This is a genomic window from Pseudorhodobacter wandonensis (assembly GCF_001202035.1).
Classification (GTDB): domain Bacteria; phylum Pseudomonadota; class Alphaproteobacteria; order Rhodobacterales; family Rhodobacteraceae; genus Pseudorhodobacter; species Pseudorhodobacter wandonensis.
Genome location: NZ_LGHT01000019.1, coordinates 1 through 14,350, shown reverse-complemented (window position 1 = coordinate 14,350; position 14,350 = coordinate 1). Strand labels below are relative to the sequence as shown.

General features: G+C 58.2%; 15 protein-coding genes. 6 read left to right on the top strand and 9 right to left on the bottom strand.

Features of this window, described 5'->3' with window-relative positions:
- The first annotated feature begins 34 nt into the window (after positions 1-34).
- The 3 genes from mepA (at position 35) to AKU79_RS02495 (ending at position 2,499) form a co-directional block, all read left to right on the top strand.
- Positions 35-916, top strand: a complete 882-nt coding sequence (gene mepA / locus AKU79_RS02505) for a penicillin-insensitive murein endopeptidase (protein WP_050522050.1) — start codon at positions 35-37, stop codon at positions 914-916.
- Positions 889-1,788 carry an esterase-like activity of phytase family protein gene (locus AKU79_RS02500; protein ID WP_050522014.1) on the top strand — a complete coding sequence of 300 codons (900 nt, stop codon included), beginning with the start codon at positions 889-891 and terminating at the stop codon, positions 1,786-1,788. The genes mepA and AKU79_RS02500 overlap by 28 nt, the downstream gene beginning before the upstream one ends.
- Before the next feature lie 87 nt (positions 1,789-1,875).
- Positions 1,876-2,499 carry a queuosine precursor transporter gene (locus AKU79_RS02495; RefSeq protein WP_050522049.1) on the top strand — a complete coding sequence of 208 codons (624 nt, stop codon included), beginning with the start codon at positions 1,876-1,878 and terminating at the stop codon, positions 2,497-2,499.
- 258 nt (positions 2,500-2,757) lie between these two features.
- Here AKU79_RS02495 and AKU79_RS02490 read toward each other — a convergent pair whose 3' ends face one another.
- The 4 genes from AKU79_RS02490 to AKU79_RS02475 form a co-directional block, all read right to left on the bottom strand.
- Positions 2,758-3,798, bottom strand: a complete 1,041-nt coding sequence (locus AKU79_RS02490) for a DUF475 domain-containing protein (protein ID WP_050522013.1) — start codon at positions 3,796-3,798, stop codon at positions 2,758-2,760.
- Positions 3,799-3,874: 76 nt separating this feature from the next.
- Complete coding sequence (locus AKU79_RS02485) at positions 3,875-4,630, bottom strand: metallophosphoesterase (protein ID WP_050522048.1); 756 nt, start codon at positions 4,628-4,630, stop codon at positions 3,875-3,877.
- Positions 4,631-4,754: 124 nt separating this feature from the next.
- Positions 4,755-6,350 (bottom strand): phosphoglycerate dehydrogenase, encoded by a 1,596-nt coding sequence (gene serA, locus AKU79_RS02480; protein WP_050522012.1) that lies wholly within the window; start codon positions 6,348-6,350, stop codon positions 4,755-4,757.
- 65 nt (positions 6,351-6,415) lie between these two features.
- Complete coding sequence (locus AKU79_RS02475) at positions 6,416-7,558, bottom strand: phosphoserine transaminase (protein ID WP_050522011.1); 1,143 nt, start codon at positions 7,556-7,558, stop codon at positions 6,416-6,418.
- 153 nt (positions 7,559-7,711) lie between these two features.
- Here AKU79_RS02475 and serB point away from each other — a divergent pair, with 153 nt between their 5' ends.
- Positions 7,712-8,590 (top strand): phosphoserine phosphatase SerB, encoded by an 879-nt coding sequence (serB, locus tag AKU79_RS02470; protein ID WP_050522010.1) that lies wholly within the window; start codon positions 7,712-7,714, stop codon positions 8,588-8,590.
- 62 nt (positions 8,591-8,652) lie between these two features.
- Here serB and zapE read toward each other — a convergent pair whose 3' ends face one another.
- The 5 genes from zapE to AKU79_RS02445 are packed head-to-tail and all read right to left on the bottom strand — an operon-like array spanning position 8,653 to position 12,473.
- Entirely contained in the window at positions 8,653-9,729 is a 1,077-nt protein-coding gene (gene zapE / locus AKU79_RS02465) for a cell division protein ZapE (protein WP_050522009.1), read from the bottom strand.
- A gap of 10 nt (positions 9,730-9,739) precedes the next feature.
- A complete protein-coding gene (locus AKU79_RS02460; RefSeq protein ID WP_050522008.1) occupies positions 9,740-10,015 on the bottom strand; it encodes a hypothetical protein in 276 nt (91 codons plus the stop codon).
- Positions 10,012-11,274: a fumarylacetoacetase gene (gene fahA, locus AKU79_RS02455; protein WP_050522007.1), complete on the bottom strand. Its 1,263-nt coding sequence runs from the start codon at positions 11,272-11,274 to the stop codon at positions 10,012-10,014. Before fahA ends, AKU79_RS02460 begins: the two co-directional genes overlap by 4 nt.
- A complete protein-coding gene (locus AKU79_RS02450) occupies positions 11,271-12,113 on the bottom strand; it encodes an MBL fold metallo-hydrolase (protein WP_050522006.1) in 843 nt (280 codons plus the stop codon). Before AKU79_RS02450 ends, fahA begins: the two co-directional genes overlap by 4 nt.
- 6 nt (positions 12,114-12,119) lie before the next feature.
- Positions 12,120-12,473: a DUF1428 domain-containing protein gene (locus AKU79_RS02445; RefSeq protein ID WP_050522005.1), complete on the bottom strand. Its 354-nt coding sequence runs from the start codon at positions 12,471-12,473 to the stop codon at positions 12,120-12,122.
- A gap of 228 nt (positions 12,474-12,701) precedes the next feature.
- On the opposite strand from AKU79_RS02445, the gene AKU79_RS19160 reads away from it, so the two are divergent.
- Both AKU79_RS19160 and AKU79_RS02440 read left to right on the top strand, forming a co-directional pair.
- Positions 12,702-12,866: a hypothetical protein gene (locus tag AKU79_RS19160; RefSeq protein ID WP_156209408.1), complete on the top strand. Its 165-nt coding sequence runs from the start codon at positions 12,702-12,704 to the stop codon at positions 12,864-12,866.
- A 253-nt stretch (positions 12,867-13,119) separates the two neighbouring features.
- Positions 13,120-14,295 (top strand): acetyl-CoA C-acyltransferase family protein, encoded by a 1,176-nt coding sequence (locus AKU79_RS02440; RefSeq protein ID WP_050522004.1) that lies wholly within the window; start codon positions 13,120-13,122, stop codon positions 14,293-14,295.
- Positions 14,296-14,350: the final 55 nt, after the last annotated feature.

Below are 14,350 nucleotides of genomic sequence, written 5' to 3'. Positions count from 1 at the left end.
TGCCCTATTGAATTTTAAGTTTCCGATTGCCGCCCTGTTGGTAACCGCCGCCTGTGCCGCCCCGATTGCAAGCTATGGCGAGCAATTGGCGAATAAGCTGTTTGGCGCGAAAACTGATGCGTCAGACCAGAACCCGATGCCGATTGGCACCTATGCCAAGGGCTGTTCTGCGGGGGCAGTGCAATTGCCGGAAACCGGGCCGACGTGGCAGGCGATGCGGCTGTCGCGCGGTCGCAACTGGGGCCAGCCAGAAATGATTGCCTATTTGCAGGACCTGAGCCGAGAGGCGGTAAAGGTTGGTTGGAAGGGTCTGTATATCGGAGATATTTCACAGCCACGTGGCGGCCCGATGACATCGGGCCACTCTAGCCATCAGATCGGGTTGGATGCCGATGTCTGGATGCTGCCCCCAAGCAGCCTAAAGTTAAGCCGCGCGCAACGCGAAAGCATTTCGTCTATTCCGGTGCGGTCCAGCGACCAGCGCTCGGTGACCAAGAACTGGACCCGCAGCCATGCGCTGCTGCTGAAAGCTGCGGCCTCGGATGCCCGCGTTGACCGGATCTTTGTTGCGGCGGCCGTCAAGATTGAGATGTGCAAAACGGCAAAGGCGTCGGATACGCCTTGGTTGCAGAAAATCCGGCCGATTTACGGGCATGATACGCATTTCCATGTGCGGCTGAAATGCCCAAGCGGCGCAAGCAATTGCCAGACCCAAAAACCGACCGTTGCAACATTGTCCAAAGGCGGGAATGGCTGTGATGAAACCCTGCAATGGTGGGTGACCGATTATCTGAACCCGCCCAAAGCCAAACCCTCGACCAAACCCAAAAAGCCGACACCGCGCAAGCGTGGGCCGCGCGACTACACAATGGCGGACTTGCCGAACCAATGCAAAAACGTACTCGCCTCGCGCTGATCGCGTATTTGGGGGTGATTGCGGCGCTGGATGGCTCTGCAGCACCGCTAAAGGCACCGAACTATATCAGCAGCTTTGTCTGGACCAGCCAAGACCCTGCACATGGCGGGTTTTCGGGGATTGAGCTGGCAGCGGATGGCCTGTCCTTTACCACGATAAGCGACCGGGGCGGTTGGACCCGCGGCACGATCACGCGCGACACGGATGGCAATATCAGCGCCGTATCTGCAGAGATCGTTGCCCCTTTGCTGGATGATGACAACAGGCTTTTGTACAAAGCACGCGCTGATAGCGAGGGGCTGGCCATTGCACCCGATGGCACGGCTTTCATCAGCTTTGAAGGCAAGGGCGCGGCGCGGGTGATGCAGTATTCATCCCTGTCTGCGCGTGGCAAGGATCTTGTCCGCGCGCCTGCGTTCAAGTCGATGTCTAGAAATGCCTCGCTTGAGGCCTTGGCCGTTGACGATGCTGGCGTGCTTTACACCTTGCCAGAGGTACCGCGCGATGCGGGCGCTTTCCCTGTCTTTCGTTATCGTCACGGCACATGGGACCAAACGCTTTCATTGCCGCGCACCGCCGAGTTTGACGCTGTGGGTGCCGATTTTGGCCCAGACGGGCGGTTTTACCTGCTAGAGCGCGGCTTTCATGGTCTAACCGGCTTTTCCAGCCGCGTGCGCAGCTTTGCCCTTGGCCCGACCGGATTTTGTGATGAACGGCTGGAATTTCAAACCCCGGCCGGTACGCATGACAATCTGGAAGGGCTGGGCGTTTGGCGTGATACAAAGGGGTCCATCCGGCTGACCATGATTTCGGACGACAATTTCTTATGGGTGCAGCGCACAGAGATTGTCGAATATCGCGTCGTTCCTTGACAAACCGGCACGCCAAGGCGTAAAGCCCGCCCGTTCCCGATGATCGGGGGCCAAGTATCCGCTACCTTGATAAAACGGAAATATCAAATGACCCGACCACTGATCCCCGGCATTCTTGCCATGGCTGCCATTGTTGTGGCCTCGAACATCCTTGTGCAGCATCTTTTTGGCCAATGGCTGACCTGGGGCGCCTTTACCTATCCCTTTGCCTTTTTGGTGACCGACCTGATGAACCGCTTTTACGGTGTGTCTGCGGCACGCCGCGTGGTTCTGGCGGGTTTTGTCGTCGGTTTGCTGTGCTCATTCATCGGCACGCAGATTATGGGCGAATTCGGGCCGCTGGTGACCTTGCGCATCGCGCTTGGCTCGGGCTTGGCGTTTTTGACGGCGCAATTGCTGGACGTAACGATTTTTGACAAGCTGCGGGCAGGCAGCTGGTGGCGGGCGCCGCTTGCGTCAACGCTGGTCGGTGCAACGGCTGACACGGTGATTTTCTTTACCGTGGCATTTTCGACGATGCTGATCTGGATCGAGCCGGGCAATGACATTTCATGGGCGAACGAAGCACTTCCGCTGTTGGGCGTTGGTCCTGCTGCGCCGCTGTGGGTATCGCTGGCGGTTGCCGATTTTGGCGTCAAGCTGGCGCTGGCAATTGTTGCATTGGTGCCATTTCGTTTAATTATACAAAAATTTCATCCAGCTGTGATCTAAAAACTTTTGACAAATGCGAAAAACCTGACAGGCTAACCCTATCGGCAACGTATTTGAAAGGAGGTGATCCAGTGTCTAGAGTGATGTTGGAGAGAGGTGTCCGGACAGTCAGACGAGGTGTTTGCGTGGGGTAACGCCCTGTAAAACATACGACTGATTGGGCTTGTGACCCTAACTGGCCCATCTCCTTGGAACTCGGAAAGGGTTACCCGCATGGGTAACCCTTTCTCTATTTTGCGGGCGCCTGTAAAAAAGCTGTCAGGGTAAAGCCGCGATGCGCCTGTGTTTAAGCGAAGACCACAGTGACAGCCCAATCACAGCCGCCCCCAACAGGCCGGTAATTGCCTCGGGGATGTGAAACAGGGTTTGCGCGAACATAATAACGGACAGGATCAGAATAGACCAAAACGCGCCATGCTCTAAATACCGAAACTCGGCCAAGGTTTTGCGTTCGACCAGCATGATGGTCATCGACCGCACATACATCGCACCGATGCCCAGCCCGATGGCGATCAGAAACAGGTTTTGCGTCAGGGCAAAGGCACCGATCACGCCGTCAAAGCTGAAAGACGCATCCAGCACTTCCAGATACAAAAACGCGCCAAGCCCGCCTTTGGCAGCCAAATCCGTGGCCTCATCACTGGCATCCAGCAAATGGCCAACGACCTCAACCGCGAGAAAGGTCAGCAAGCCCGAAAGACCCGCCAGCAAAAACACGCCCAGCTTGGCCTCGGGTAGCACTTGTGAAAACCCAAGCATGACGGCAAGCACCAGCGCGATTTCCATGCCGCGCACACTGGCAAAACGGGCCATCTGGCGTTCCAATACGGCGATCCAATGCACGTCTTTGGCCTCGTCAAAGAAATAGTTTAACGCGACCATCATCAGAAAAGAGCCGCCAAATGACGCGATGCCGATATGCGCCTCGGCGACAATGCGGGCATATTCATCGGGGCGGGTGGCTGCCAGATGCAGCGCCTCCCACGGGCCAAGCTTGGCGGCGACCACAACGATCAGCAAAGGAAACACAATCCGCATGCCAAACACTGCGATGATGATACCCCATGTCAAAAAGCGCTTTTGCCAGACCTCGGTCATGTTTTGCAGCTTGTTTGCATTCACAATCGCATTGTCGAACGACAGCGAGATTTCCAGCACCGCCAGCACCGACCCGATCAGCAGAAATTCAAACCCGCCGCCGATTGTGCCGAAATAGGACCAACCAAGCCCAAAGGCCAAAAGCAAACCGGCAGCGGTAAAGCCGAAGGCCCAGCGGAAATAGACAAAGGTCGCGGCCATGGTCTGCTCCTGTACAAATGGTAGCGCTGAAATACCGTGCTTTGGCAGACAAGCCCAGTGGCAAACGCGCAACCGGTTAGCGGATCGGCGCTTTTGGGGTTGGAAGCAAGGGAACACGCCCGCCATCGGTCAGCACGAACACGTCATGGCCTTCGATAACAACGGCGGTCAACGGCCCGCCATAGGCGGCAGAGCTGTCTATGTTGACCCGGTTTCCATAATTCACAGGGGCTGCAAGCGCTGTGTGGCCATGCACCAAAAGCCAGGGAAACTGGCCGCGATAATCGAGAAACCCGTTGCGGATCCACAGCAGGTCATCCTCGGTCTGGTTTTCAATGTCGATACCGGGGCGCACACCGGCATGAACGAACATGACATCGCCACGCTCATAGAAATTGGGGCGGCTTTCCAGAAACGCCCGATGCGCTGCGGGAACAAGGGCCACCGCCTCATCATGCACCGGCGCCAAAGGGCGGTCGCTGGCGTTTGGCACACCGTAAGAGGCCAAGGTGGTGCCGCCACCGATGCGCGGATGCAGATAAGAATATTCGATCTTGAGTTCGGGGTCCTGGTGGTGACGGTCGGTCAGAAAATCGGTGAACATCCGGTCATGGTTGCTTTTCAGCACAACCCAGTTTTCACCGGCGGCGATGCCTGTGGACAAATACTCGACCACCGTTTTGCTATCAGGGCCACGGTCAACCAGATCACCAACATGCACGATAGGGGCGTCTTGATCACCGCAGGCCTGTTTATCGGCTGCGATACGGTCATGCGCGGCGCGCAGCAGGTCCATATGTCCGTGAATGTCGCCAATCGCATAGGTACGCATCTGATCGCCTTTTGAAACGCGAAGGGGGGGCGATGCCCCCCATGCTGGCTGGTCCTTGAACCAGTGGCGAACCAACCAGCGCCCCGCAGGGTTATCCCATAGAAATGAAAGCCGAAAAGGCAGTTTAGGCAACATCGAATTCCAGAGGTTTTACCTGTTCGAACATGCCTGTTCCTTCCAAAAGTTCAACCACCTTCGGATCAATCGCTTGATCCAGATACAAAATCGCGATGGCCTCTTTGCCCGCACCCGAACGACCCAAAGTAAAGTTGGCGATGTTGACGCCGTTCTTACCCATGGTCATCCCCAACAGACCGATGATACCCGGAACGTCGGCGTTGGTGGTATAAAGCATGTGCTGGCCGATCTCGGCGTCGATATTGATGCCTTTGATCTGGATAAAGCGCGGCTTGCCATCGCTAAAGCAGGTGCCCGCGATGGAGCGTTCGCGCTTGTCAGTCACCACGGTCAGCTTGATAAACGCATCAAACGCGCCCGATTTTTCCTGACGTGTGGTGGCGATCTGGATGCCACGCTCTTTGGCGACGACAGGCGCAGACACCATGTTCACATCGGGGTTGGTGGCCTTCATGATACCTGCAATCGTCGCGCAGTTCAGCGCGGCAAGGTTCATATCAGCGACATGGCCGTCATAGAGCACGTTGATTGCTTTGATCGGCTCATCCGTCATTTGGCCGACGAAAGCGCCAAGATGTTCGGCCAGTTTGACCCATGGGCCCATAACGGCAGCCTCTTCGGCGGTAACCGATGGCATGTTCAGCGCGTTTTGCACGGCACCTGTCAGCAGGTAATCCGACATTTGTTCGGCCACTTGCAGCGCCACGTTTTCCTGTGCTTCCGAGGTGGACGCGCCAAGGTGCGGCGTGCAAACCACGTTGGGCAGGTTGAACAGCGGGCTTTCGGTTGCGGGCTCTACTGCAAACACGTCAAACGCCGCACCGGCCACGTGGCCGGATTTCAGCGCGGCAGCCAGCGCCTCTTCATCGACCAGACCACCACGGGCACAGTTGATGATGCGCACGCCGGGCTTGGTTTTGGCAAGGTTGGTCGCGTCCAGAATGTTGCGGGTTTTGTCGGTCAGCGGCACGTGCAGCGTGATGAAATCGGCGCGGGCCAGCAGTTCATCCAGCTCGACCTTGGTCACACCCATCGACTTGGCACGCTCTTCCGACAGGAAGGGGTCATAGGCGACCACTTTCATATGCAGGCCCAGCGCGCGATCGCAAACGATGCCACCGATATTGCCGGCGCCGATCACACCAAGGGTTTTGTTATAAAGCTCGACACCCATAAAGCGCGACTTTTCCCATTTGCCGGCATGGGTCGAGGCGTTGGCCTCGGGCAATTGACGCGCCGTTGCGAACATCATCGCAATCGCATGTTCAGCTGTGGTGATCGAGTTGCCGAAAGGTGTGTTCATCACGATCACGCCTTTTTTCGACGCGGCCGGAATATCGACGTTATCGACGCCGATACCTGCGCGGGCGATCACTTTCAAACGGTCGGTGTTTTCCAACAGCTTGGCGGTCACTTTGGTGGCCGAGCGGATGGCAAGGCCATCATAGTTGCCGATAAGTTCGGCCAGTTTTTCTTTGTCTTTGCCCAGCTTGGGCATGAAATCCACATCAATCCCGCGGTCGCGGAAAATCTGCACTGCGGTTTCGGAAAGCTCATCGGATACGAGGACTTTGGGGGCCATGTCAGGCGCTCCTATGTATAAGAATGGGGGGCGTAGGGTGGGGGTGTTCCCCCACCGCTTGCGAATTAAAGGGCGTTGATTTCGGCGTTGAACGCCCAATCAAGCCAAGGCATCAGGGCCGCAACATCGGCGGTTTCCACCGTAGAACCACACCAGATCCGCAGACCGGCAGGCGCATCGCGGTAGGCACCGATATCCAGCGCCACGCCTTCTTTTTCCAGGCGTTTCGCAACAGCTTTGGCAAAGGCAGCGCCATCGGTGATGCGCGCATCAACGAATTTCAGGCATACGGATGTTGTCGAGGCCGTCGCCGGATCAACCGCAAGGTTTTCGATCCAGTCATGCGCGGCCACGAAATCGGCCACGGCGGATGCGTTGGCATCGGCCCGCGCGATCAGCGCTTTCAGCCCGCCAATCGACTTGGCCCATTTTAGCGACACAAGGTAATCTTCAACCGCCAGCATCGACGGCGTGTTGATCGTTTCACCTTTAAAGATGCCTTCGATCAGCTTGCCCTTGGACGTCATGCGGAAAATTTTCGGCAGCGGCCATGCGGGGGTATAGGTTTCCAACCGCTCAACCGCGCGGGGCGACAGAACGATGACGCCATGCGCGCCTTCGCCACCCAGCACTTTTTGCCAAGAGAAGGTTACAACATCCAGTTTGTCCCACGGCAGGTCCATAGCAAAAGCGGCCGAGGTTGCATCGCAAATCGTCAGACCGTCACGGTTCGCAGGAATCGCATCGCCATTCGGCAAACGCACGCCCGATGTCGTGCCGTTCCATGTGAACACAACGTCTTTATCAAAATCAACGTCCGCAAAATCAACGATCTCGCCATAGGGGGCTTTGCGCACCACGGCGTCCAGCTTCAGCTGCTTGACCACATCGGTCACCCAGCCTTCGCCAAAGCTTTCCCAAGCCAGCATTTCAACAGGCCGCGCGCCCAGCAGTGACCACATCGCCATTTCAACAGCGCCCGTATCGGAACCGGGGACAATACCCACGCGGTAGCCTGTCGGAAGGCCAAGAATCTCGGCCGTCAGGTCAATCGCCTCGGCCAGTTTGGATTTCCCAACGGCTGCACGGTGCGAACGGCCCAAAGGCGCGTCAGCCAGCATGTCGAGGGAATAATTAGGGATTTTGGCGCAGGGGCCCGAAGAGAATCGTGGATTCGCAGGCCGCTTGGCAGGGGTCGTACCAGTCATGTGGTATCCTCACAGATAAATGCCCTTCGTTGGGGAAGGGTGTCCCACTGCCGCATCTACGCCTTCGGGATGGCTGGCACAAGCGGGAAAATTGTCGTAAAGCGCCACATCAGACAGTTTTAACGACAACCCCGTTCACTATCGGAAACATCCATGTTCACAGCCACGCTTTTGACGAACCCCAACACCCCCGTTCTTGACCGCACGAGCGTGGAAAGCCTGCGCAACGCATGGGGTGGGGGCGATGCAACATGGCTGAACCCCGCGATTGCTGCCGAATTTGCGCTGCCCGCAATGCCCGCAAATCGTTGGGAGGCGTGGGAAGGGATGCAAGCCCTCGGCATTGATCTGGTGATCCAGCCCACGGCAAACCGCCGCAAACGCCTGCTGCTGGCCGATATGGACAGCACGATGATCCAGCAGGAGTGCATTGACGAGCTAGCCGCCGAGGCTGGCGTGGGCGCGCATGTCGCAGGCATCACCGCCCGCGCGATGAATGGCGAGCTGGATTTCAACGATGCCCTGCGCGAACGCGTGGCGCTGCTTAAGGGCCTGCCCGAAGAAGTCATCGAACAGGTTTTCACCAACCGCATCACCCTGATGCCCGGCGGCCCTGCCCTGCTGGCGACGATGAAGGCCAACGGCGCCCGCGCCGCCCTTGTTTCTGGCGGCTTTACAGAATTTACACGCCGCATCGCTGCCACCCTTGGCTTTGATGAAAACCGCGCCAACACGCTGCATATCGAAAACGGCCACCTGACAGGCACTGTCGCCGACCCGATTTTGGGGCGCGAGGCCAAGGTGCAGGCGCTGAACGAGATCAGCGCAGAAATGGGCATCACTGCCGCCGATGTCATCGCAGTGGGTGACGGCGCGAATGATCTGGGGATGCTCGGCCTTGCCGGTGCAGGCGTGGCCCTACATGCCAAACCCAGCGTCGCCGCCCAATGCGATATCCGCATCAACCACGGTGACCTGACCGCGCTGCTGTATATCCAAGGCTACGCACTCACCGATTTCATCTTGGCCTAAATACCTATCGCGCTTTGCGACGCAAAGCTGCGGTGCCGCAGGCTCTGCCACATCAGCAGGCGCTATTGACCCCAATCATGCGCCTGCATTTCCCGCAGCCGGCTTGCCGTGCGCTCGAATTCAAAACTGCCAGAGCCTTCAATATACAAACCCTCGGGCGCATCCGCCGCTGACGCAACAAGCCGCACCCGCGCCTCATAGAGCGCGTCGATCAGCGTCACAAAACGTTTCGCCTCATTGTAATTGCTGGCAGAAAGCTGCGGAATATCCTCCAGCACCAACACCCGCACTGCCTGCGCAATTGCCAGATAGTCGGCAGGGCCAAGCGGCTTGGCACATAGGTCCCAAAACGTTGCCCGCCCTACCCCATTGGCAAAGCGCGGCAATTCCACCTCGCGCCCGTTTACCGGCAGGCGTAGTGGCACTGCACCCCCGCCCGACAAATCGGCCCAAAGCGCATCGATTTTATCCCGCGCCTTGCCCGCAGGGTGAAAATAGACCTGCGCGCCCTCTAACCGGTGCTGACGGTAATCATTCGGGCTTTCCAGTGCCACCACCTGCATCTGCGCGCGCAGCAGGTCGATAAACGGCAAAAACAGCGCACGGTTCAGCCCGTCTTTGTACAAATCCTCTGGCACGCGGTTGGATGTGGTCACCACCACCACGCCCGCCGCGAACAGCTTTTCAAACAAGCGCCCAACGATCATCGCATCGGTAATATCGGTGATCTGCATCTCGTCAAAGGCCAGCAACCGCACCTCGCGGATAATCGCATCGGCAACGGGTTCCAGCGCGTCATCAACACCGCGTTTGCGGGCCTCGTGCATACCTTTATGGATTTCCTGCATAAAGGCATGAAAATGCACACGGCGCTTGGCGGGTGTGTCGGTATGGGCGATGAACAGGTCCATCACCATCGACTTGCCACGCCCCACGCCCCCCCACAGGTACAGCCCTTTGGGTGCGGGTGCCTCTTTGCGAAACAGGCCAGCAAGCAGGCCTGTCTTGCGCTCGCCCTGCGCCTCGGCCCAGACGCGCAAAGCCTCTAACACCGGCAAAACCGCGTGTTGTGCCGGGTCTGCCCGCAGGCTGCCCTCGGTCACTTTGCTATCATAAATCTCGGTCAATGTTTGGCGCATATCGCGGCTTTTAACGCGGGATTTGGCCCGATACCAGTGCCACAGCGCCAATCAATGCAAACAAGATCACTGTCAAACCAATCAAGATCAATCGGTCACGCCGATAGGCAGGGGCCACTGCAAACCGGCCAAAGCTGCGCAGCGCTACCCGAGGCCTGGGCCACAGGATTCCTGTCTCGGCCACCACTTGCGCCCGCAGCTTGAACAGGCAGCGAAACGCATGGATCGCCCACAACACAAAGACCACACCCTGCGCGCCCAATAGCGCGATAAACAGGCCGCTCATGCCCAACCCGGCATGTGTAGCGCGGGCAGAATACGTCCCGAACATGGCCCAAAACCCACGCGATACCCATCACCCTGCGCATGGCCGCGCAAGGTTAACGTGTCGCCATCCTCGACAAAGCTCCGCGTCTCGCCTGTGTCCAGCGTCATGGGCTCTTCACCCGCCCAGCTCAGTTCCATCAGCGAGCCGAACGCATCCCGCGCGGGCCCTGATATCGTGCCCGAGCCCAGCAAATCGCCGGGGTTCATTTCACAGCCACAAACCGCGTGATGTGTCAGTTGTTGCGCGGCCGAGAAATAGACTTGGTTGTAGTTTGTGCGCGCAATCGTGCTGGCGCGGGGGGCGTCGGCGGGTTGTATCTGCACCTCAAGCGCGACATTGTAAAACCCCTGGGTTTTCTCATGCAGATAGGGCAGCAGCGGCACCTCGCGCACGGGTTCGGCACAACGAAACGGCTCTAACGCCGCCTTTGGCACAATCCACGGGCTGATCGTCGTGCCAAAGGCCTTGCCTTGAAACGGGCCAAGGGGTTGGTATTCCCACGCCTGAATGTCACGCGCCGACCAATCATTCAGCAGTACAAAGCCAAAGATCATCTTATCCGCCTGCGCCGTCGTGATCGGCTGGCCAAGCACTGACCCCGTGCCGACAATCGCGCCCACCTCCAGCTCGAAATCAAGTCGTTCTGTCGGGCCAAAGCGCGGCGCATCGGCACCTGCAACACGGGTTTGCCCCAAGGGCCGGTGAATATCGGTTCCCGACACCACAACCGAGGACGCCCGCCCGTTATATCCGATCGGAATATGCAACCAGTTCGCCGGCAAATCCGGCGAGCCGCGCAAAATTGAACCCATGTTTTTGGCGTGCTGCATACCGGCGTAAAAATCGGTATATTCGGCCACCAGCAACGGCATGTGCATTCGCACCCGCGCCTGCGGAATCATATATTTCGCGACCTGCTCCTGGCTTTCGGCGCCCTCGCCCAGAAAGCCGAGCAACAACACCCGCAGCCGCTTCCACGCCTCGGGGCCCAGTTCCATCACCTCATTCCAGAACGGCACATCCAGCACGAAATCATCTGTGATGCGCAGCAGGCCTGCGGCCTCCATCGCGGCCACGTCCAGCACCATATCGCCAATGGCAATGCCGCAGCGAGGTTCATCGCCATCAACCGAAAAAACACCGTAGGGCAGGTTGTTCAAAGGAAATTCGGTTTCCGGATCATTTGCGCTTTGCATCCAAGACCGCATCAGTTTCATAGCAAAATCTCCATCCCATCGGTTCCAACATCGGCCTTGCCATCCCATTCCAAGGCCACCTGCGAAAGCCAGTCTTGCGGGCCTATGGTCGGGTCATCCGCCGGCACAAGGTGGTTCAGCACCAATCGCCGCACACCCGCCGCCTGCGCAATGCGCCCGACATCCTCGGCCTTGGTATGCGAGGCATAAAGGTGGTTTCGCAGTTTATCACCAAGGCCGGTGCGGGCAATAACCGTCTCTACGCCCGCAGGTAACAAAGCCTCATGCACCAGCAGGTCCGAGCCTTGTGCAAACACCGCAAGCGGTGGGAAGTAGGTGGTATCGCCACTGAAGGTCACCGATTTTGTGCCGTCAAACCGCAGTGCAAAGGCGTCCTTGATCGGCGGATGTGGCACGCGCAAGGCCTGCACCCGCAGCGGTGCGCCCATCACCTCGCCCTCATCATAGACCTGCACGGTGACCAATTCGTCCAGTGGCACGCGCCCTTCATCATAGACCCTTATCCGGTTGTCATAGGCGACCGAACCCATGAACCCCGCCCAATAATCCCTAATCCCCGGTGGGCCGTAAACGGTGACTGGGCTGTTCAGCCCCGTTGTCCAAGCCGTGTGGATTAGAGGCCCCAACTCCAGTAAATGGTCAGAATGCAGATGGGTGATAAAAATAAGGTCAAGGGTTTTCAGGTCCATTCCAGCCTGTACCAAGCCCTTTGTCACACCCAAACCGCAATCGACGACCACACGCCTGCCGTCCAGTTCAAGCAAACTAGAGGTCGGCATAGCACCGCCCGCCCGAATGGCCGGGCCGCCTTTGGTACCCAACAGCACAACACGGTTCATAGGGTTTTACGACTCAATTTCAGCAGTGAACCCACCAAAGATCATGCGTTTGCCATCCATCGGTGCTTGCATCATCATCTCGCCCATCAACGGGTCGGCCATCGCCTTTTCCATCACTTCGTCACGATGCGCACGGTCGCGAAAGGTTAAAAACCCAAAAACCGGCACTTCGCCCGCGCCACATTGCACCGCCTGCGGGAAAGAGGTCAGCTTGCCCACAGGCGCGTTTTCGGGCCGCGTTTCAACAACAGACAGCGCGCCATGCGCCTTCCACATCGGGGCCATTTTGGCAGCCAGCGCGAAATAGTCGTCCAGCTTATCCCGCGGCACGGGGGCGACAAAGCTTTCAAAATAGGTCATTAGACATCTCCCTTTTTTCATATCCTAGCGCGCAGACTGCCCCACGTCGAACACCATTTGCCCGCCACCTGCTTCTGACCAAATTTGCGCGAAATCCTTGCCAGTCTCGATGAAAATCTTAGGCATTTGCCCGCGCCATCTTACCGCTGCCCCGCCGAAAGGTAAGCTTTCGTTAAGATGTCCGAGGCAATTCTAAACCAGTGGGGGCGCGTCATTTGAGGTGCCAAGATGTCTGTAGAAATAATTGACGGTGTACGCATTCTGAAGCTCAGCGACCGGTCGCATCGCCGGGTGACGGCGGATGATACTTTGACGATGGTTCATATTTGGCGCCTGCTAACAGGTGCCCAATCCCTGCGCGATACCAGCGTTGGGCCACGCCGCTTTTTGTAAAACCTTGCGCCGCCCGGACTTGCTGGGCGGCGGTTATGCCTTTGACAAATCGCGCAACGTCACATGCCAAACGGCTTGTGATATTTGTGCCTTCGATGCAGTCTGACCTTTGCAAAGGGGGCTGATATGATCACGGTTTTTGCTTACTGGCACGCGCCTGCCAATGCCATGATCTGCTTTGACCAGATCATGTGCCAACACACCAGCGCCCGTATTCCGCCCTCCTGACAGCCATAAACCGAAAGGTCACCCCATGTCCGATATCGTCATTCTGTCCGGCGCCCGCACAGCCATTGGCACCTTTGGCGGCGCGCTTTCCGGCATCGCCCCGATCGATCTTGCCGCCCATGTCAGCCGCGCTGCAATCGCCCGCGCGGGCCTTACGCCGGAGCACATCGGCCAAGTCGTCTTTGGCCATGTGATCAACACCGAACCACGCGATATGTATCTGTCGCGCGTGGCCGCAATAGGCGCAGGCATCCCCGAAACCACCCCGGCAATGAACGTGAACCGCCTCTGCGGCTCTGGCGCGCAGGCCATCGTTTCCGCGACCCAAGCCCTGATGCTGGGCGACGCCGATTTCGCACTGGCCGGTGGCGCCGAATGCATGAGCCGCAGCCCCCATATCCTGCCTGCCGCCCGCTGGGGCCAGAAAATGGGCGATGCATCGGCGCTGGATATGATGACAGGCGCACTCACCTGCCCCTTTGGCACGGGCCATATGGGGGTAACGGCCGAAAATGTCGCCGCAGAATCGCATATTTCGCGCGCCGACCAAGACGCCTTTGCCGTTACCAGCCAACTCCGCGCGGCACATGCCATCGCAGCGGGCTATTTCACCGATCAAATCGCCCCGTATGAGGTAAAGACCCGCAAAGGCACGCAGCTGTTTGATACCGACGAACACCCCAAACCCTCAACTCTGGAAACCCTTGCCGCCCTGCGCCCTGTGTTCAAGAAAGACGGCACCGTCACAGCAGGCAACGCCTCGGGCATCAATGATGGTGCCGCCGCCCTCATCCTTGCCCGCGCCGATGCAGCCGAAAAGGCGGGCCTCAATCCCCACGCCCGCATTCTTGGCTATGCCACCGCAGGCGTGCGCCCCGATGTCATGGGCTACGGCCCCATCCCCGCAGTCAAACTCCTGATGCAAAAAACCGGCCTGAAACCCGATGATTTCGACGTGATTGAATCGAATGAGGCTTTCGCTGCCCAAGCTCTCGCCGTCACCAACGCGCTCGGTCTGAATCCTGCGCGCGTCAACCCCAACGGCGGCGCCATCGCGCTGGGCCACCCTGTCGGTGCAACCGGGGCCATCCTCACCGTCAAGGCGCTTTACGAACTCGACCGCACAGGCGGCAAAACCGCCCTTATCACCATGTGCATCGGCGGCGGCCAAGGCATCGCCATCGCGATTGAACGCCTCTAACCCCAATCATCTATCTAAAAATATCCTCGGGGTGGGGGTCTGGGGGAGGGGCAGA

What these genes read in the sequence shown, in the direction of transcription:
- serB (WP_050522010.1), top strand. Translation starts at nt 7,712, where the DNA reads ATGTTCACAGCCACGCTTTTGACGAACCCCAACACCCCCGTTCTTGAC.
- AKU79_RS19160 (WP_156209408.1), top strand. Translation starts at nt 12,702, where the DNA reads ATGTCTGTAGAAATAATTGACGGTGTACGCATTCTGAAGCTCAGCGAC.
- AKU79_RS02460 (WP_050522008.1), bottom strand. Translation starts at nt 10,015, where the DNA reads ATGAGCGGCCTGTTTATCGCGCTATTGGGCGCGCAGGGTGTGGTCTTT.
- AKU79_RS02490 (WP_050522013.1), bottom strand. Translation starts at nt 3,798, where the DNA reads ATGGCCGCGACCTTTGTCTATTTCCGCTGGGCCTTCGGCTTTACCGCT.
- serA (WP_050522012.1), bottom strand. Translation starts at nt 6,350, where the DNA reads ATGGCCCCCAAAGTCCTCGTATCCGATGAGCTTTCCGAAACCGCAGTG.
- AKU79_RS02485 (WP_050522048.1), bottom strand. Translation starts at nt 4,630, where the DNA reads ATGCGTACCTATGCGATTGGCGACATTCACGGACATATGGACCTGCTG.
- AKU79_RS02500 (WP_050522014.1), top strand. Translation starts at nt 889, where the DNA reads ATGCAAAAACGTACTCGCCTCGCGCTGATCGCGTATTTGGGGGTGATT.
- AKU79_RS02445 (WP_050522005.1), bottom strand. Translation starts at nt 12,473, where the DNA reads ATGACCTATTTTGAAAGCTTTGTCGCCCCCGTGCCGCGGGATAAGCTG.
- AKU79_RS02495 (WP_050522049.1), top strand. Translation starts at nt 1,876, where the DNA reads ATGACCCGACCACTGATCCCCGGCATTCTTGCCATGGCTGCCATTGTT.
- zapE (WP_050522009.1), bottom strand. Translation starts at nt 9,729, where the DNA reads ATGCGCCAAACATTGACCGAGATTTATGATAGCAAAGTGACCGAGGGC.
- AKU79_RS02475 (WP_050522011.1), bottom strand. Translation starts at nt 7,558, where the DNA reads ATGACTGGTACGACCCCTGCCAAGCGGCCTGCGAATCCACGATTCTCT.
- AKU79_RS02440 (WP_050522004.1), top strand. Translation starts at nt 13,120, where the DNA reads ATGTCCGATATCGTCATTCTGTCCGGCGCCCGCACAGCCATTGGCACC.
- fahA (WP_050522007.1), bottom strand. Translation starts at nt 11,274, where the DNA reads ATGAAACTGATGCGGTCTTGGATGCAAAGCGCAAATGATCCGGAAACC.
- AKU79_RS02450 (WP_050522006.1), bottom strand. Translation starts at nt 12,113, where the DNA reads ATGAACCGTGTTGTGCTGTTGGGTACCAAAGGCGGCCCGGCCATTCGG.